16 protein-coding genes are annotated in these 18347 nt (G+C 53.4%); 8 read left to right on the top strand and 8 right to left on the bottom strand.

The annotated features are described in order from the left end of the window. Window positions 1–84 precede the first annotated feature (84 nt). Window positions 85–1188 (top strand): glycosyltransferase family 4 protein, encoded by a 1104-nt coding sequence (locus F3J30_RS18385; protein ID WP_166718138.1) that lies wholly within the window; start codon window positions 85–87, stop codon window positions 1186–1188. Here the strand turns inward: F3J30_RS18385 and F3J30_RS18380 are convergent. The 5 genes from F3J30_RS18380 to rfaD form a co-directional block, all read right to left on the bottom strand. Next, window positions 1167–2276 (bottom strand): glycosyltransferase family 4 protein, encoded by a 1110-nt coding sequence (locus F3J30_RS18380; protein WP_166718137.1) that lies wholly within the window; start codon window positions 2274–2276, stop codon window positions 1167–1169. The genes F3J30_RS18385 and F3J30_RS18380 overlap by 22 nt on opposite strands. Then, window positions 2273–3376 carry a putative lipopolysaccharide heptosyltransferase III gene (gene rfaQ, locus F3J30_RS18375; protein WP_014068359.1) on the bottom strand — a complete coding sequence of 368 codons (1104 nt, stop codon included), beginning with the start codon at window positions 3374–3376 and terminating at the stop codon, window positions 2273–2275. The genes F3J30_RS18380 and rfaQ overlap by 4 nt, the downstream gene beginning before the upstream one ends. After that, a complete protein-coding gene (gene rfaC, locus F3J30_RS18370) occupies window positions 3369–4355 on the bottom strand; it encodes a lipopolysaccharide heptosyltransferase RfaC (protein ID WP_166718136.1) in 987 nt (328 codons plus the stop codon). The genes rfaQ and rfaC overlap by 8 nt, the downstream gene beginning before the upstream one ends. A 3-nt stretch (window positions 4356–4358) precedes the next feature. Continuing rightward, the gene (gene rfaF, locus F3J30_RS18365) at window positions 4359–5405 is read right to left on the bottom strand and encodes an ADP-heptose--LPS heptosyltransferase RfaF (protein WP_166718135.1); all 1047 of its coding nucleotides are present in this window, start codon (window positions 5403–5405) and stop codon (window positions 4359–4361) included. 79 nt (window positions 5406–5484) lie between these two features. Next, window positions 5485–6465, bottom strand: a complete 981-nt coding sequence (gene rfaD, locus F3J30_RS18360) for an ADP-glyceromanno-heptose 6-epimerase (RefSeq protein ID WP_166718134.1) — start codon at window positions 6463–6465, stop codon at window positions 5485–5487. A 215-nt stretch (window positions 6466–6680) separates the two neighbouring features. Here rfaD and kbl point away from each other — a divergent pair, with 215 nt between their 5' ends. The 6 genes from kbl (at window position 6681) to F3J30_RS18330 (ending at window position 13845) form a co-directional block, all read left to right on the top strand. Continuing rightward, on the top strand, window positions 6681–7877 hold the full coding sequence (gene kbl, locus F3J30_RS18355; protein ID WP_166718133.1) for a glycine C-acetyltransferase: 1197 nt from the start codon (window positions 6681–6683) through the stop codon (window positions 7875–7877). 9 nt (window positions 7878–7886) lie between these two features. Next, window positions 7887–8912 (top strand): L-threonine 3-dehydrogenase, encoded by a 1026-nt coding sequence (gene tdh / locus F3J30_RS18350; protein ID WP_014068364.1) that lies wholly within the window; start codon window positions 7887–7889, stop codon window positions 8910–8912. A gap of 176 nt (window positions 8913–9088) precedes the next feature. Next, window positions 9089–10669 carry a phosphoethanolamine transferase gene (locus tag F3J30_RS18345; protein WP_166718132.1) on the top strand — a complete coding sequence of 527 codons (1581 nt, stop codon included), beginning with the start codon at window positions 9089–9091 and terminating at the stop codon, window positions 10667–10669. Window positions 10670–10738: 69 nt separating this feature from the next. After that, window positions 10739–11998 (top strand): O-antigen ligase family protein, encoded by a 1260-nt coding sequence (locus tag F3J30_RS18340; protein WP_166718234.1) that lies wholly within the window; start codon window positions 10739–10741, stop codon window positions 11996–11998. Window positions 11999–12069: 71 nt separating this feature from the next. Further along, window positions 12070–12918 carry a glycosyltransferase gene (locus F3J30_RS18335; protein WP_166718131.1) on the top strand — a complete coding sequence of 283 codons (849 nt, stop codon included), beginning with the start codon at window positions 12070–12072 and terminating at the stop codon, window positions 12916–12918. A 15-nt stretch (window positions 12919–12933) separates the two neighbouring features. After that, a complete protein-coding gene (locus tag F3J30_RS18330) occupies window positions 12934–13845 on the top strand; it encodes a capsular polysaccharide synthesis protein (protein WP_247650638.1) in 912 nt (303 codons plus the stop codon). Window positions 13846–13882: 37 nt separating this feature from the next. Here F3J30_RS18330 and F3J30_RS18325 read toward each other — a convergent pair whose 3' ends face one another. The 3 genes from F3J30_RS18325 to gpmM are packed head-to-tail and all read right to left on the bottom strand — an operon-like array spanning window position 13883 to window position 17659. Further along, window positions 13883–14818: a divergent polysaccharide deacetylase family protein gene (locus tag F3J30_RS18325; protein WP_166718130.1), complete on the bottom strand. Its 936-nt coding sequence runs from the start codon at window positions 14816–14818 to the stop codon at window positions 13883–13885. A gap of 3 nt (window positions 14819–14821) precedes the next feature. Then, window positions 14822–16081: a murein hydrolase activator EnvC gene (gene envC, locus F3J30_RS18320; protein WP_245551580.1), complete on the bottom strand. Its 1260-nt coding sequence runs from the start codon at window positions 16079–16081 to the stop codon at window positions 14822–14824. 33 nt (window positions 16082–16114) lie between these two features. After that, window positions 16115–17659, bottom strand: coding sequence for a 2,3-bisphosphoglycerate-independent phosphoglycerate mutase (gpmM, locus tag F3J30_RS18315; protein WP_166718129.1), 1545 nt, complete (start codon window positions 17657–17659; stop codon window positions 16115–16117). 248 nt (window positions 17660–17907) lie between these two features. Between gpmM and F3J30_RS18310 the strand changes: the two genes are divergently transcribed. Next, window positions 17908–18339 (top strand): rhodanese-like domain-containing protein, encoded by a 432-nt coding sequence (locus tag F3J30_RS18310; RefSeq protein WP_166718128.1) that lies wholly within the window; start codon window positions 17908–17910, stop codon window positions 18337–18339. Window positions 18340–18347: the final 8 nt, after the last annotated feature.

The raw sequence follows: 18347 nt of genomic DNA, 5'->3' as shown, positions 1-18347 counted from the left end.
CTAAAAACATATGCCTGCAGGGGTTAAAGATCCCCTCAGGCGGCAAATTAGCGTCACGCTGGCGAGATTCATAACAGGAAATGTATGCATATTGTTCACACTGAAGCAGACGGTGGTAAAGGCGGGCAGCCTTTGCGCATTATTAACGAATCGTTAGGCATGATTCAGCGTGGCCATCAGGTGACCATTCTTTGCCCGGAAACCGCGCCGCTGCACGCGATGGCGAAAAACGCCGGGTTAACGGTTGTCACCATGCCGTTAAAACGTAAGAACCTTAAAAACCTGCAATTGTTACGTCGCTGGCTGAGTGACAACCGTAAATCGATTGATGTCATCAATAGCCATAACTCTGCTGATACCTGGCTGGTTGCGCTGGCGAACCTGACGCTATCGAACCCTGTGCCGCTGGTGCGCACGCGACATGCGTCCGGTGTACCGCGCAATAACTGGACGACGCGCTGGCTGTTCCGTAAAGCCTGCGCCCATATCGTCACCACCGGTGAAGCGCTGCGTCATCAGGTGGCGAATATTGGCGTACCTATGTCCCAGAGCACATCCGTGCCGAGCGGTGTGGATACGCAGCGTTTTCATCCGGCGGATAAACACGATGCCCGCACGCACTGCGGATTGTCGCAGGAAGATTTCTGGCTGGGGGTGGTATCGCATCTGCGTCCGAATAAAGGCCACAGCGTGCTGCTGCGCGCCCTGGCACAAATCGATAATCCGCACATCAAGCTGGCGATTGTCGGGGAAGGGCCGCACAAGGCCACGCTGGAGCAGGAAATCGTCGGGCTGGAATTACAACAGCGTGTGGTGATGGCGGGGCATCAAAGCGATCCTGAGCGCTGGTTCCCGGCGTTTGATATTGCGCTGAGTCCTTCACACGATATGGAAGGCGTACCCCAGGGTGTCCTGCAATCACTGGCGTCTCGCATTGCCACCATCGCGACCGATGCGGGTGGGACGGCGGATGCGGTGATTGATGGTCAGACGGGGATTCTGGTCGCTCAGCGTGATGAAAAAGCGCTGCATGATGCCATCGTAAAACTGTATGACGACGCAGACCTTCGCGAGAAGCTGGCGCAGCAAGGTTATGATTACCTGAGCACCCACTTTACTCGCGAATGTATGCTGGACGCGATGGAGAAAGTTTTCTCTGAAGCGGCTCAGCGCAGCAGGTCGCGGTAAAGCGCCTGGAGCTCTTTTGCCATTCTGTCCAGGGTGTAAGGTTCAGCCGTTGCGCGCGCAGCCGCTGAATAATCAACATCCTGGGCACGGCCTTGCAGCCAGTGGGCGATAGCCTGCTGGTAACCTTCACTGTCGAGCGCGTCGCGCACCCAGCCGTTTTGACCTTCAGTTATCCACTCAGCCGCGCCGCAGCCGTGGCTGGTGAGCAGCGGTAGACCGCAGGCCAGCGCTTCCACGCAGACATTCGGGAACGGATCGTAGAGTGTAGGCAGGATCAGCGCATCCGCCGTGCCGTAAACTTCACGCACATCCGTCACCGGCCCCAGGAAACGCACGCGTAACGCCACGCCGAGCGTCTGTGCCAGCTTTTCAAATTTACGCGCGTGTTTATCGCGACCGGCAACCAGCAGCCAGACGTCAGAATGCGGGACAATGGCACGTAGCGCGGTGGCCACGCCTTTACGGCTAAAACCAGACCCGACATATGCCAGCACTGGCGCATCTTCCGGGATGCCGAGCGCAGCGCGTTGCGACAACGAGCGGACTGTCGGGCTGAAATGCGCCGTATCCACGCCGTTGTAGATCACGGTCAGTTTGTCATCCGACAAGGCAAAACGACGGGCGATGTCATCACGCACCATTTTCGAGTTACAGATAACGGTGCGCAGCTGCGGATGGGTAAACATCTGCGCTTCGGCCTGCAAAATATAGCGATGGTAGCGGCTGAATGACTGCGCCCAGCGTGCCAGCGGCGATAAAATGCGGCCATACTGCTCAAGCCAGGTGGCATGTACGCCATCGCCTGCGCGGAAAATGGTTGCCCCAGGAATACGCTCGTGGCTTTGCACAATATCGAACTGAGCAAAATGCGAGGCTGCTTCCACCGCAAACCCGGATTCACGGGCAATACGGTTACGGAACGGCGGGTTCACCGTAAGCGTTTTCCAGCCTGACGCATCTTCCCACTGGCGGGCAATCAGCGTGACATCCAGAGTCGTGTCCTGGGCCAGCACGTTCAGCGCGCGGGACACAAAACGCTCCGCGCCGCCGTTGGGGTTGTAGGTCTGTCGGACGATAGCCAGCTTCATGCAGGATATTCCAGCAGCAGGGTATCAATGGCGCTCAGCACCTGTTGCGGGGTAATGGCGGTGATGCAGTCGGAAACGCCACCGTCACCGCAGCCCGCCTTGCCGCAAGGCTGGCAGGTAAACCCGGCAGTGATCACGCGATAATTCACACCCCACGGTGCCCACTTGATTGCCCCGGTTGGGCCAAAGATAGCCACGGTCGGGGTCCCCACGGCACTGGCGAGGTGCATTGGCATGGAGTCAACGCCGAAGTAAATTCGCGCGTGCTTCATCAGCGCGCCCAGCTCTTTCAGGTTCAGCTGACCGCTTAAATCAAACACCGGCTGGGTAAGCGCAGCACGCAGCTCATCCATATACGCGGTTTCTTCTTTTGACGGCGCAGCAGAGAGGATAATCGGCAGACCACGAGCCGCCAGGTTATCGATTGTCGCCGCCAGCTTTTTGATATCCCAGGCTTTAAACATCCAGCGCGACGTCGGGTGCACCAGAATGTAGGATTTACTCTGTAGACCAAAACCGGCCAGTTTCTCTGCAACAGAGGTTTCTGCCGCGTCACCTGGTACAAACAGGGTATGTTTGTCTTCATCAGACTGCGGATGAATACCAATCCGGCGCAGCGCGTCCAGGTTCACTTCCACCATATGACGGCTGTTGTCCTGAATCGCCGGGTAGAGCGTGGTGAAGGATTTCACCCAGCGCCGACGAGCCAGCCCACCGCGTTTATCTGGCTTAAAGCCAACGGAGACACGCGGCTTCAGCCGACGCGCCAGGCGCGCGCCGTGCCAGTGTTCGGTCAGATTAATCAGCACATCGTACTGGCGCCCTTTCAGCGTATTGACCAGAGCGCGATACAGACGGAATTGCTCGAACCAACCCTTTTTGCGCCAGTTGCGACCAATGGTATGCACCTGATCGATATGCGGGTGGCTGGTCAGCATCGCCTGCGTGTCGTCGTAGACCAGCGCATCGACTTCAACGTTCGGCCAGTTCTTTTTCAGCACGGTAAAGACCGGCGAGGTAAGCAGCACGTCACCGTGGTGACGCAGCTTAATGATCAGCACGCGCTTTGGTGGGCGCTCCGCTGAGAAAAAATCAGACATAGGCTCTCTCTGCTGCCAGCAAAGGCTCTAATTGCGCAAATACCGCAGCGGCGCTGAGGTCGCTCAGCTGCGATGAATGTTCCGGGCGGCAGATATATTGATTTTTTCCGTAGCCGCCGATAAGGCCCGGGTCCGTTGGGCCGTAAAGCGTAATATTAGGTCTATCCAGCGCGGCCGTCAGGTGGCTCAGGCCGGTATCTACCGATACCACTGCCGTCGCGCCCGCCAGCTCTTGCGCCACGCCGTCGAGCTTCATGCGTGGCAAGACGTCCACGTAATCAAACCCTTCCGCCAGGCGTTTGGCGCGTGCTTCTTCATGCGGGGCACCCCACGGCAGTTTGATGCGCAAACCTGCGTTGCCCAGTAAACCAATCAGCTCACGCCAGTGGGTTTCCGGCCAGTGTTTATCATCCCGGGTGGTGGCATGGAGGAAAATCAGATAAGACGCGCTAATTTGCTGTGAATTATGCAGGAAATGCTGTGAAATGGCGTAATCTCCCTGCGTTTCAGGTTTGGCATAACCCAGGCTTTTGGCGAACAGCTCGCGGGTGCGTTCCACCGCGTGCTGCTGCTTTGCAATATGATGGCGACGGTTATAGAACAGGCTTGCCAACGGTTCGCGAGCGCTTTGCCAGTCCATGCCGTGCTTTACGCCGTGCGCCAGTCGCGTCACCAGCGCGGCGCTTTTGACCAGCCCTTGCGCATCGATGATGGCATCATAATGCTGAGCCTGTACCGCATCGCGAAACGCTTTTCGTTCGGCTTTAATCGGCGCTGAGAACCACGCCTTACGCCAGCGGCGGATAGCCACCGGGATCACGCGGTCGACCGCTTCATGCCAGGTGGGGATCTGCGCGAAGCCTTCTTCCACCACCCAGTCAAAACGAATGCCGGGAATGGCCTGCATCGCGTCCGTCAGGGACGGCAGCGTATGCAGAACATCACCCATAGAAGAGGTTTTAACGATCAATACCCGCATTCGTTATCCTTCTTCGCTCAACAGCAGTTCGTTAAGTTCTTCGAGCACGCGCTCTGGCGTAATGTCGATCAGGCTCTGATGATAGCCTTGCGCCGCATCGCCTTTACGCACTTTGTGGTAGCCAGTGATCAGGCGAATAACGCGCGCTTTGTGTGACAGCGGCGGGGTGAAGTCCGGGCTACTTGGGCCATACAGGGCAACCAGCGGGCGGTTAAGGGCAGCTGCAACGTGCATCAGGCCAGAGTCGTTGGTGACCACGGCTTTACAGGCGGCAATCAGAATAACCGCTTGCTCCAGCTGCGTTTCCCCGGCCAGGTTGCGGCACCAGGCCTGTTGTTCTGTGCTCAGCGTGGCAAGGATTTCATTGCCCGCTTCGTGATCTTTCGCCGAGCCGAACAGGACAATCTGGTTGCCTTCGTCGATAAGCTGTTTTGCCAGTTCGGCGTAGTGATAGTGCGGCCAGCGTTTTGCCGGGCCGAACTCTGCGCCAGGGCAGAAACCGATCATCGGGCGTTCGTCAGAAATACCAAACGTATTGCAGGTCTGGGATTTTTCGCCATCGTTAACCTGCAACTGCGGCCACAACAGCGGTTGCGGCAGATCTTTCGCACTGCGCATCACGCCTTTGTCGTAGGCCAGCGCCACATAGCGCTCTACCATCAGCGGCCAGGCCGCTTTATCCAGCACGCGGGCGTCGTTCAGCAACCCGTAACGCATTTCACCGCGCCAGCCGGTGCGATGAGGCACGCCAGCAAAGAAGGGCACTAAAGCGGATTTAAATGAGTTGGGCAGCACGTAAGCGCGGTCGTAGCGCTTTTCGCGCAGACTGTGGCCGAGCTTGCGGCGTTCGCCGATTTCCAGCGCCCCGTGGCCGAGCGGCATCGGGATAGCGTCGTTAACTTCAGGCATCCGCGACAACAGCGGACGGCACCATGCAGGTGCCATCACGTCGATTATCGCCTGGGGATAGCGCGCCTTGAGCGTGCGATAGAGACTTTGCGACATCATCATGTCGCCCACCCAGGACGGGCCGACCACCAGTATTTTCATTCACTTCATCCTTCAAGCTGTCTCTGCGTTGGCTGCCTGCGTTCACTCCGGTCACTTACTTTTGTAAGCTCCCGGAGATTCACTTAGTTGCCGCCTTGATACCGCTCGAATGATTTTGTGAATTTGCATCGCTGTCGCGGTTCAGCCAGGCCATATATTCCGTTACGCCTTCGGCAACGGTCTTGAACGGCTTGTCGTAGCCCGCGGCACGCAGGTTGGTCATGTCAGCCTGAGTGAATGCCTGGTAGCGGCCTTTCAGTTTTTCCGGGAACGGAATGTACTCAATGCTGCCTTTTTTGTGGTACGCCAGCGCTGCATCTGCCACTGCCTGGAAGGATTCCGCACGGCCGGTACCCAGGTTGAAGATGCCGGACACGCCGTTTTCCCAGAACCACAGGTTCACCGCCGCAACGTCGCCCACATACACGAAGTCACGCTTGAAGCTATCGCTGCCTTCGAACAGTTTCGGACTTTCGCCATTATTCAGCTGGGTGTTCAGGTGGAACGCCACGCTCGCCATGCTGCCTTTGTGCCCTTCGCGCGGCCCGTACACGTTGAAGTAGCGGAAGCCCACGATCTGGGAATTCGCTTCAGGCAGAACCTGACGCACGTATTCGTCGAACAGGAACTTAGAGTAGCCGTACACGTTCAGCGGCTGCTCATATTCGCGGGATTCGATGAAGTTTGACGTACGACCGCCGTAGGTAGCCGCAGAAGAGGCATACAGGAACGGAATTTCACGCTCCAGGCAGTAGTGCAGGATCTCTTTAGAGTACTGATAGTTGTTATCCATCATGTACTTGCCGTCCCACTCGGTGGTGGAAGAACACGCACCTTCGTGGAAGATAGCTTCGATTTCGCCGAACTCTTCACCTGCCATAATCTGAATAAGGAAGTCTTCTTTATCCATGTAGTCAGCAATGTTCAGATCCACCAGGTTTACAAATTTGGTGCCGTCTTTCAGGTTGTCCACCACCAGGATGTCGGTGATGCCTTTGTCATTGAGAGCCTTAACAATGTTGCTGCCGATAAAGCCCGCGCCGCCGGTAACGATGATCATAACTGTAACCTTTGAAGTGTGGAGTCCGGGGACAATCCCGGACGCTAATGTACCTATCATATCATTAGTATGGCTGCCCTTCAGCCATTCACCGACATAGCGCAAGGGTACACGTGATTTATGCTACAAAAACGACAAGAGATAATGTGTCATCTCGTCATGAAGTATAGGTTTGGGTAATATGTGCCGAAATTTGCCGAGTCTGGAGAATTGCAATGCGTGGTGATTTTTACAAACAGTTAAACAGCGACCTGGACACCGCACGCGCGGAAGGGTTGTTCAAAGAAGAACGTATCATCACTTCTGCGCAGCAGGCGGATATCACCGTCGCCGATGGCAGCCATGTGATCAACTTTTGTGCGAACAACTATTTAGGTCTTGCGAATCACCCTGAGCTGATTGCCGCTGCGAAAAACGGCATGGACACCCACGGTTTTGGTATGGCCTCTGTGCGCTTTATTTGCGGCACGCAGGACAGCCACAAGCAGCTTGAGAAAAAACTGGCGAGCTTCCTCGGAATGGAAGACGCGATCCTGTACTCCTCTTGCTTCGATGCTAACGGCGGCCTGTTTGAAACGCTGCTGGGCGCAGAAGATGCGATTATTTCTGATGCCCTGAACCACGCCTCCATCATCGATGGCGTGCGTCTGTGTAAAGCGAAGCGTTTCCGCTATGCCAACAACGATATGGCTGAACTGGAAGCACGCCTGAAAGAGGCGCGTGAAGCCGGTGCTCGTCATGTTCTGATTGCCACCGACGGCGTGTTCTCCATGGACGGCGTGATTGCCAACCTGAAAGGCGTATGCGATCTGGCCGACAAATACGATGCGCTGGTGATGGTCGATGACTCTCACGCGGTGGGCTTTGTGGGCGAAAACGGCCGTGGTTCACACGAATACTGCGACGTGATGGGCCGTGTGGATATCATCACCGGCACGCTCGGTAAAGCTCTGGGCGGCGCGTCCGGCGGCTATACCGCTGCACGCAAAGAAGTGGTTGAGTGGCTGCGTCAGCGCTCCCGTCCGTACCTATTCTCCAACTCCCTGGCGCCAGCCATTGTTTCTGCCTCCATCAAAGTGCTGGAGATGGTGGAATCAGGCGCGGAGCTGCGTGACCGTCTGTGGTCAAACGCCCGTCTGTTCCGTGAAAAAATGAGTGCCGCAGGTTTTACCCTGGCCGGTGCTGACCACGCGATCATCCCGGTAATGCTGGGCGATGCGGTTGTGGCGCAGAACTTTGCCCGTGAGCTGCAAAAAGAAGGGATTTACGTCACCGGGTTCTTCTTCCCGGTGGTGCCAAAAGGTCAGGCGCGTATTCGCACCCAGATGTCTGCGGCGCATTCGCCTGAACAAATTGAACGTGCGGTTGAATCCTTTACCCGCATCGGCAAACAACTGGGCGTGATTGCCTGAGGACGTGAGATGAAAGCGTTATCCAAACTGAAAGCAGAAGAAGGGATTTGGATGACCGACGTGCCGGAGCCGGAAGTCGGTCATAACGATCTGCTGATCAAAATCCGTAAAACCGCCATCTGCGGTACTGACGTCCATATCTACAACTGGGACCAGTGGTCGCAGAAAACCATTCCGGTACCCATGGTGGTGGGCCACGAATATGTCGGCGAAGTGGTTGGCATCGGCCAGGAAGTGAAAGGCTTCAAAATTGGCGATCGCGTGTCTGGCGAAGGCCACATCACCTGCGGCCACTGCCGTAACTGCCGCGGTGGCCGTACGCACCTGTGCCGCAATACCGTGGGTGTGGGTGTGAACCGTCCTGGCTGTTTCGCGGAATACCTGGTGATCCCGGCATTCAACGCGTTCAAAATCCCGGACAATATTTCCGACGATCTGGCATCTATCTTCGACCCATTCGGTAACGCGGTGCATACGGCGCTGTCGTTCGACCTGGTGGGTGAAGACGTGCTGGTGTCCGGTGCTGGCCCAATCGGCATTATGGCCGCTGCTGTGGCGAAACACGTCGGTGCGCGTAATGTTGTTATCACAGACGTGAATGAATACCGTCTGTCGCTGGCTCGCAAAATGGGCGTCACCCGTGCGGTGGATGTGTCTAAAGAGAGCCTGAACGACGTGATGGCCGAGCTGGGCATGACCGAAGGCTTCGACGTGGGCCTGGAGATGTCCGGCGCGCCACCGGCGTTCCGTACCATGCTGGATACCATGAACCACGGTGGCCGTATTGCCATGCTGGGTATTCCGCCGTCAGACATGTCTATCGACTGGAATAAAGTCATCTTCAAGGGGCTGTTCATCAAAGGCATCTATGGCCGTGAGATGTTCGAAACCTGGTACAAGATGGCTGCATTGATCCAGTCTGGCCTGGATCTGTCGCCAATCATTACTCATCGCTTCTCCATCGATGAGTTCCAGCAGGGCTTTGACGCGATGCGTTCAGGCCAGTCCGGGAAAGTGATCCTGAGCTGGGATTAACCTGCCTCCAGGCACCCGTTTTTACGGGTGCCTGACTACTTTTTAGCGGTTTGACTTTCCAGGGGTTACTTGTTAACTTCTGGCGAATTTTTCTCCACCGAGTCTTCTCCGCACGTTCATACCTGCAGTCATAATGACTGCGTCAGGAAAGATTTCGCCAGACTAATCAGGTCATTATGTCCACATTGTTTTCGCAAAAGTTGGTTGATACTCCTTCACGGCTTGCCGCTTTTTTAACAGTAGTCATTTCCCTGCTAATAGTCATTGGCGTTAATATTATAAATGCTAAATATAATGCGGTGATTAACCGGACGCTGGTATTTGTACTGATATTACTGACGTTAAAATGCATAAATAATAAATTTATTAAAAACGTACTGGCGGTGATTTTATTAATTCCGGTCGCGGCTGATCTTACGCTTCAGTTATATGCGTGGAATAACTTCAATTCAGCATTTAGCTACGGATTTGCGCTCAGCGTATTAAATACCACACCGGGTGAAGCCAGTTCGATGCTCGGGCTGTACTGGCGTGAATGCATTCTCTTTGTGGCTTTTTCCGCGCTGTTTATCTATACCGCCAACACCGGTGGATGGCCCGTTGCACCGCGTTTTCGTCGCTGGCCGGGCATTGTGCTGGCATTAACGCTCGCAGCCTTTATTGGTCAGGCCTGGCAGCATCAGCTCAGAAGAAGTAATGTCGAAAGCATGGCGCAGCGCGTCGTGCAGGCCACACCGGTCAGCACTGCAAAAGTGTTTATGCAGGCGATAGAAGATAACGCGGTGGTCGCCAATATCGGCAATAACATTCCCGATTATAAACTCACGCTGTCGGACACCGGGATTGAAAACTATGTGCTGATCATTGGTGAGTCAGAGCGCACGGCAAACATGGGTATCTATGGTTATCAACGGGATACCACACCAGAGCTGGAGAAACAAAAATCGCAGCTTTTATTGTTCCGCAATGCCGTGACCCCCGCGCCTGTCACCATTATGGCCGTGCCATTAGCAATGACAGCCGATACTGTGAGCAAGCGCGACCCGCATAAATACAGCGATAATGTCATTAATATCGCCAATAAAGCGGGATATGACACCTACTGGTTTAGCCGCCAGGGCAAGGGCGGTGCGCATAATAATGTCATTACCGGTATTGCCCTGAACACGAAGGAGCATCAGTGGGTAGAAGGGGGCTATGATGAAGACCTGCTGCCGTTACTGAATGAGGCGCTGAAAAAACCGGGCAAAAAAATCATTGTCCTGCACCTGTACGGTAGCCACGAGCCCGCCTGTCGACGCTTCCCTGCAAGCCAGGCTGTTCTGCATGGCGGCAGCGAAGCCGATGATTGTTACGATAACTCGGTGCGTTACACCGATACGCTGATGGGTGATGTCTTCCGTACTCTGGAAAACTCGCGTTCATCAGTGATGTATTTTTCCGATCACGGTCTGATTCGTGATCCACAGCGTTCGGTGGTTTACTCTCACGGCAACGTCAACCCTCCGAGAGAAGCCCTACATATCCCGATGTTTATCTGGTATGGGCAACAGGTTGATCCTAAAAATAAATTCATCGGCGACTATAATAAGCCCTGGTCGGCTGACGATGTAAACACGCTCGCGGAGTTGTGGTTAGGCATTCATCGTCAGGGTGAACCTGTGCAGTCAGTACAGTCCTGGCTTGCCAGTTACGATAAGAATGTGACAGTGCTGGATACGACCGGTAAGTCGTATGAATGGCGCAATATTCGTTAACACAGGTACGATCAACAAGCGTAACGGGATGTGCTAGCCTGTTTTTTACTTTCAGTAAGTGGAATTATGATGAGTAACTTAACATTAGATAAGACCCAATATTATTTATTACAGTTATTATTTGGGCTATGTGCTGTTGCGTTTGGGTGCGTTATTGTTTCACCCAATTTCTCGATAAAAGTATTTAGTGTTGCCGGAATCGTGGCTCTGGTTGCATTTTTACTGGATATTAAAAACTTTAAAAAGCATGATGCATTTGGGCTGTGCATGGTGCTGCTTGCCATTGGTATTTGCGACCTCGTCTGGTATCGCATGTTTAAGGTAGAAAGTAGCCCTGCGATTAACTCTTACCGCGCGTACCTGGAAGTGGGTAAAATTTGCTTATTTGGCGCGTTTTCGCTGTTTGTGTTTGCAAACCGAAGCCAGCTCAAAATCGGTAGCAATAAAGTTCATGTGTTGCTGGCTGTTCTGCTTCAGGTGATGATTATTGTTTATGCAAGCTACCAACACTTTTTCCTTGATAGTCAAAGGGTAACACTTGCGCTCAAGGGCGGTACCAACGCGACGGGTGCAGCGTATACCATCGCCTTTATCTCCTTCTATACCATCCTTGTAATGCAGCACAGCGCTTCCCGCTGGAAAGAATTGGGTATCCTTGGACACTTCTTTATTACCTTCCTGATTCTGGTTTCTACAGAAACACGTGCCGCTATTCTGGCGTATCCCATCATCTTCTTCGGCCTGCTGGTGGTGAAGTTCTACAAAGAAAGGCATATTCCGTGGAAAGGGGTTGGTGTGCTTCTGGTCGCGTTGCTTGCGGGCATGTTTATGATGAAACACAGCCTGATCCAGCGTTATAACGATTTAAACCACGACATTGTTGCCTATGATAAAGACAACAGCACCACGTCCGTTGGGGCGCGTTTTGCCATGTGGAAAACCGGTTTAATTGCGGCAGAAGATAACTATTTCTGGCAATCCACTGATGTGCGTAATGCCAAAATTACTGACGTCGTGAAAAAAGATCCTAGCCTGGCAGGTGCGTTAGAACATATGCGCGGTCACTTGCATAATGAAGTGGTTGAGACACTTTCTTTAAAAGGCCCATCAGGTTTAATACTTTATATTCTGTTTGTAATATCGCTTGCGTGGTATGCATTACGGAAGCTGAACAGCGTTATTCTTTGCGCTTTCTTAGCGTCAATGATTATGTTCGGTTTAAGCGGTGTGATGTTCTATTCTAAAACAACGCCAGTTGCCTGGATGCTGACGCTTATAATGTCGGTTGTTTTCCTGGAGCAAAACAAGCACCGGGATGTCATAAAGTAATCGTTTTGATTCTCCACCGGGAAAAAGGTATTCTCCCGGTGGAAAAATGTCATTTAACAGACGAGCACGCTATGAACGAACTGATTTCAGTAATCATCACCACCTACAACAGAGAGGATTTGCTGGAACGCGCCATTCGCTCAGTAATTGCTCAGACTTACCCTGCTGTAGAATTGATTATTGTTGATGACCGTTCGAACGAAAAAACGGCGCAACTTATTGAACGTATACGGTCAGAATGTGAAGCGCGTTTTGTGCATTTCACTTATGAGCGTAACGAGAAGAACAGCGGCTCTAACTTCAGCCGCAACCGGGGTTACGCACTCTCGCACGGTGTGTTTGTCACCGGTCTGGATGACGACGACTATTTCCTCCCTGAGCGTTTGGCAAAGCTAGTTTCGCGCTACGATGAAAACTATGCCTTTGTCACAGATACTCCAGCCCGCCTGGATAAAACTCACCGCACTTACCCTGATACCAACGATAAAAGAATAATTGGCTTACAGGATATCCTCTGCGAAAACGTGGTGGGCAATCAGGTGCTGACAACGAAAGAGAAACTGTCAGGCGTGGGTGGTTTTTCCCCTGAGATTAAACAACAGCAGGACCGTGATGTCTGGATTAAATTAATCCTGAAATATGGTCCCGGTATTAAATACAGCTTTAGCACCGCTATGGTGGATGCTGAGCACGGTAGTAACCGCATTACATCGCAAATTAAAAAATATAATGCTTACCGCAAGCTCTATTTTAAATACCGTGAGCACATGTCCGAAGAAACCAAAAGCAACAACCTGTTCCAGTTGATGTCATTCCGTGGTTTTAAATCTTCGCGTATGAACTGTTTATTACGCGGGCGTAAAAAAGATGCCAAGCTGAGAATGAAACTGCTGCGCCGTACATTAAAAGAGCTATTCTGATATTAATAAGGTGAAATGATGAATCTTAATGTAACGAATAAGCTCATCAAGAAAACCCGGCGCTGGCACAAAAAAACCGGTTTATCTCTTTTCCAGCGTGCGGCTGAGCATTTTGAGCAGAAGAAAAAAGAGACGCTGTTTGGCGTGATTGATGCGCTAAAAATTCAGCCTGAATCCGCCAGCAACACTGAACCTGCCCAGTCGCGCATCATCTGGATCTGCTGGTTTCAGGGGCTGGAGAGCGCGCCAGAGTTGGTTAAACGTTGTATCGAATCCGTACAACGTAATACGCCTGACGCTCAGGTTGTCATCCTGACGGATGACAATATTCCTGACTATCTCTCGTTACCGGACCACATTAAAACCAAGTATCAGGCCGGGCTTATCAGCAAAGCGCAATATTCCGATATTGTTCGCTGCTCATTGCTGTATCAGTACGGCGGGATCTGGATGGATGCCACCGTCTTGATGACGAAAGCCGTGCCTGAATCCTTCTATGAAAATAGCTTCTCATCGCTGCGTTTCGACGCGGGTGAAAATGCAACAAGCCAGGGATTCTGGACGGCCTATTTTCTTGCCTCGCAAAAGGGCAATACGCTGGTGAAACTGGTTAGGGATATCCTTTATCGCTACTGGCAACATCACGATACCCTGATCGAATATTTCTTAATTGATTACAGCTTCTTGTATGCCCGCGAACGTTATCCTCAGTTTCGCGAGATCATGAATGCGCAGCCAGTGACGGGAAATAATCGCTTTTTGATTCGCCAGTTTATCTCTGCTGCACCTGATGCGGCGGCGATTGATACCCTGAATCGCGATCCTGTGGGCATCTATAAACTCTCCCACAAGGAACAGTATCGTACGGTGGATAACGGGAAGCCGACGCTGTACAGCCAGATCCTCGACGATACCTTCCGTCTGTAATGACAAAAAAGCCACCTTCACAGGTGGCTTTTTGTTATCAGGATTTCTTACCCCATCCCTGCCATTGCTGCTGAACGTATTTCACCAGCGTGCTTTCACCAATGCTTTCGCCAATCACCGTGAAGAAGCGGGTCGCGTAGACCGGCGCTGGCGGCTGTTTCGGTTTGCAGCTCTTCACGCCGCGGAACGGATTGCGCGGCGCAGATGGCTTGGCAGGTTGTGAAAGATTCGGTGTCGACGTATCAGACTGCGGTTCATTCAGCAGGTCGCTCGGGCGCACCAGCGTGATATCGGAAGGCAACGTCGGCAGCATCTGTTGCAGGACGCGCACGGTAGACGGATGCGGGTGGCCGATGGCAATTGCCGAGCCGTTGCGACGCGCCAGCTGCACCGCGCGATTAAACTGCACGCGAATATCCGCTTCGTTTTGGGTGTCATCCAGGAACACTTTGCGCTTAATCACCTTTACGCCAGTTCCCTGTGCGGCGCGCATGGCCTGACTGTTGCCAATGGTCATGCTGTCGAGGAAGTAGAGGTTATAGCGCTCCAGCGACTGCATCACCTTGAGCATCCCGTACAGGCTGGATGTCATCGCGCTGCCCATATGGTTATTGAGGCCCACGGCATACGGCACTTTGTTGTACGCATCGCGGATAATACGATCGATTTCATCGCTGCTCATGTCCGGGCGTAGGGTGTCTTTTTCCAGCGGTTGCTTGCTGATGGGCGCCATTGGCAGGTGGATCAATACCTGATGCCCGCTATTGTGGGCTTTGGTTGCCATTTCGCGCGCGTGCGGCGCATTGGGCAGCACGGCAACGGAAATGGCTGACGGCATTGCCAGGACCTGGTTTTCGGTTTGCGGACGATAACCGAAGTCATCAATCACGATGGCGAGTTTGCCTGCGTATACCGGTGTTGCCAGCACCAGTGCACTGGCGACGGAGAGAACAATTCGACGAAATTGAAGCAAAACTTATCTTCCCAACCACGGCTGTGGATTGACCGCCTGACCCTGGCGACGAATTTCGAAATAGAGTGACGGGCGGCCCTGACCGCCACTGCTGCCCACAAGGGCGATGGGTTGGCCAGCGCGCACCTGCGTGCCGACGCTGACCAGTGCGCTCTGATTGTAGCCGTAAAGGCTCATATCGCCTTTGCCGTGTTCGACCACCACCACAAGCCCGTAACCCTGCAACCAGTCGGCAAGGATCACGCGGCCATCGGCAATCGCTTTGACTTCGCTACCTTCAGACGCACCGATAACTATCCCTTTCCAACGTAGCTCACCCTGCAACTGTTCGCCATAGCGATGCAGAATAGAGCCGCGAACAGGCCAGTAAGCCTGACCGCGAGGCGCACCCAGACCGCCGGTACGCGACATCAGTGAGCGTTCGCTTTCCGTTGGTTTGTAGGTTGTCCCTTTGCGGGACGCTTCTTGTTGCTTGTCGCGAACGGCTTGCGCATCACGTGCTTCTCTCTCGGCGCGCGCTTTGGCGGCCGCTTCTGCACGGGCAATGCTGTTACGCAGTTTTGATTCGTTGGCGCGCATTTCGCTCAGCTGGCTCTGGCCTTCCTGAATGGACGACTCAAGACCAGAGAGGGTTTTTTTACGCTCATTACGCGCCTGTTCGAGCTTCGCCTGCTGTGCCTGCTGATCGTAGAGCAGCGTTTGCTGCTGACTCTGTTTCTCTTCCAGCTCGGCTTTTTGCGAGGTCACTTCTTCGCGGGTCTGTTTCAGCTGGGCGATAGTTTCCTGACGGGCCTGGTTCAGGTAACCGAAGTAGGCCTGCAAACGCTGGCCGCGCTGAGTCTCTTCCCCGCTTAAAATCAGCTGAATACCGGTGTGTTCCCCCTGACGGAAGGCGGCATCAAGCTGAGCCGCGAGATTGCGTTCCTGGCTGGCGCGCTGGCGCTCCAGTTTGGCAATCGAGGCATTCATTTCGTCGATCTGTTTATTCAGCTGCGCGAGGGTGTTTTGAGTTTCACGTAGCTTGCGCGCGGCAGCGGAGATGGCTTCTTCCTGCTGCTTCAGTTGGGCAAGGAGTGATGAACGCTGCTGTTGCTGCTGGCGTACCGCGCGCTCTTTGGCGGCGATATCGGCCTGAATAGATTTCAACTGGTCGCGATCGTCCGCATGGGCGGATGCTGCGCACAGCAATACGCCAGCGCTGAGTGCGCTGGCGCAAAATAGGGCCCTGACTGATAACCGAAGCGGCTTCACGACCCATGTGATTGAAAAAATCGCCTTTCCCCTCATGGGGAGCGATTATTCCACGATGAACAGCGGCTTGCCAGTCATCTCTTTAGGGATTTCCATACCCATCAGCGTCAACATGGTTGGCGCGATGTCGGAAAGCTTGCCGCCTTCCACCGCTTTCAGTGATTTATCACCGACATAGATCAGCGGAACAGGCAGGTTGGTGTGGGCAGTGTGAGCCTGGCCGGTAGACGGATCGCGCATCTGTTCTGCGTTACCATGGTCGGCGGTGATCAGCAGCTGGCCACCTACGGATTCAACCGCTTTTGCAACCTGTTCAACGCAGTGATCCAGCGCTTCAACGGCTTTGATTGCGGCTTCCATCACGCCAGTATGGCCAACCATATCGCCATTCGGATAGTTACAGATGATGGTGTCGTACTTACCGCTTTCGATAGCCGCGACCAGTTTTTCAGTCAGCTCGGCAGAGCTCATTTCTGGTTGCAGGTCGTAGGTCGCCACTTTTGGTGAGTTGATCAGGATACGGTCTTCGCCTTTGAACGGCTCTTCAACACCACCGTTAAAGAAGAAGGTCACGTGTGCGTATTTCTCTGTTTCAGAGATACGCAGCTGTGTTTTATCGTTTTTCGCCATCCACTCACCGAGGGTGTTTGCCAGTGAAGCAGGTGGGTAAGCGCAAGGTGCTTTGATATCTGCGGCGTATTCGGTCAACTGGATGAAATCAAGTTTCACCACTTTCTTGCGGGCGAAGCCGTCGAAATCGCTGTTCACGAATGCACGGGTGATTTCACGCGCACGGTCAGCACGGAAGTTCATGAAGATCAACGCATCGCCGTCTTCCATCGCGGCATCGGCCTGGCCTTCAGCACGGATAACCGTCGCTTTCACGAATTCGTCGTTTTCATCACGGGCGTAAGCCGCTTCCAGACCTTCTACGGCGGTCGCAAACTGGAACTCGCCTTTTGCCAGGGTCATCAGGTCATAAGCTTGTTCAACGCGATCCCAACGGTTGTCGCGGTCCATCGCATAGTAACGACCAATGATGGAGGCCACACGGCCTTTGCCCAGTGCGGCAAACTTGTCTTCAAAGGCTTTCAGGGAACCTTCAGCGCTGCGTGGTGGCGTATCGCGGCCATCAAGGAAAGCGTGCAGATAGATTTTCTCGGCACCGCGTTCTGCTGCCAGCTCTACCATCGCCATGATGTGATCTTCGTGGCTATGAACGCCGCCCGCAGAGAGCAGACCCATGATGTGTACTGCTTTGCCCGCGGCAACGGCTTTATCAACCGCACCTGACAGCGTTGGGTTGGAGAAGAAAGTCCGTTCTTTAATTTCAACATCCAGACGGGTCAGGTCCTGATACACGATACGACCCGCGCCCAGGTTAACGTGTCCGACTTCGGAGTTGCCCATCTGGCGATCCGGCAGACCCACTTCCAGGCCAGATGCATCAATCAGGGTATGGGGACGTTTTGCCCACAGTGCATCCATGACCGGGGTTTTGGCGTTGAAAATGGCGTTATCCTGCTGATCTTCACGGTAGCCATAGCCATCCAGAATCACCAGTACCATAGGTTTTTTAGAAACCGACATTGCGACAACCTCATGCTCAAGAGACAAAAAATTTGCGTAATTTTACTACAGCTGAATCGATCAAATAGCCGCAGAAGATCAAAGAATGGGTAGGGGCAAGGCGCTTCTCAGGTCATTTTAAGGCTTTTTTTTCGTGGCATCCCGCAGAAAATCGATTAGCTTATTGTCGCTGGCTGTATTTGCCACAACGCACAGGTATACTCCTGTCCTGGTTTTTTTAATCACTTAGACGGGAGTTGTTACCCCCCATGCAAGAAATTATGCAATTTGTTAGCCGCCACCCGGTACTGAGCATCGCGTGGATTGGTCTACTGGCCGCAGTGCTGTTCACCACCTTTAAGGGCCTGACGTCCAAAATTCGGGTTATTACCCGTGGTGAAGCGACGCGTCTTATCAACAAAGAAGATGCCGTTGTCGTTGACCTGCGCCAGCGTGATGATTTCCGTAAAGGCCACATTGCAGGTTCTGTTAACCTGCTGCCTGCTGAAATTAAAGCGAACAACATTGGCGAGCTGGATAAGCATAAAGCCCAGCCTATTATCGTTGTAGACGGTACCGGGATGCAGGCGCAGGAATCTGCAAGCGCACTGCACAAAGCTGGCTTTGAAAACGTATCTGTACTGAAAGAAGGCATTTCCGGCTGGAGCGGGGAAAACCTTCCTCTGGTTCGCGGTAAATAAGGAGCCCA

The sequence above is a fragment of the Enterobacter sp. Tr-810 genome, assembly GCF_011752765.1.
In the GTDB taxonomy this organism is placed as follows: Bacteria; Pseudomonadota; Gammaproteobacteria; order Enterobacterales; family Enterobacteriaceae; genus Enterobacter; species Enterobacter soli.
The sequence above is the reverse complement of the archived record's forward strand: the minus strand, read 5'-3'. Positions and strand labels throughout refer to the sequence as shown.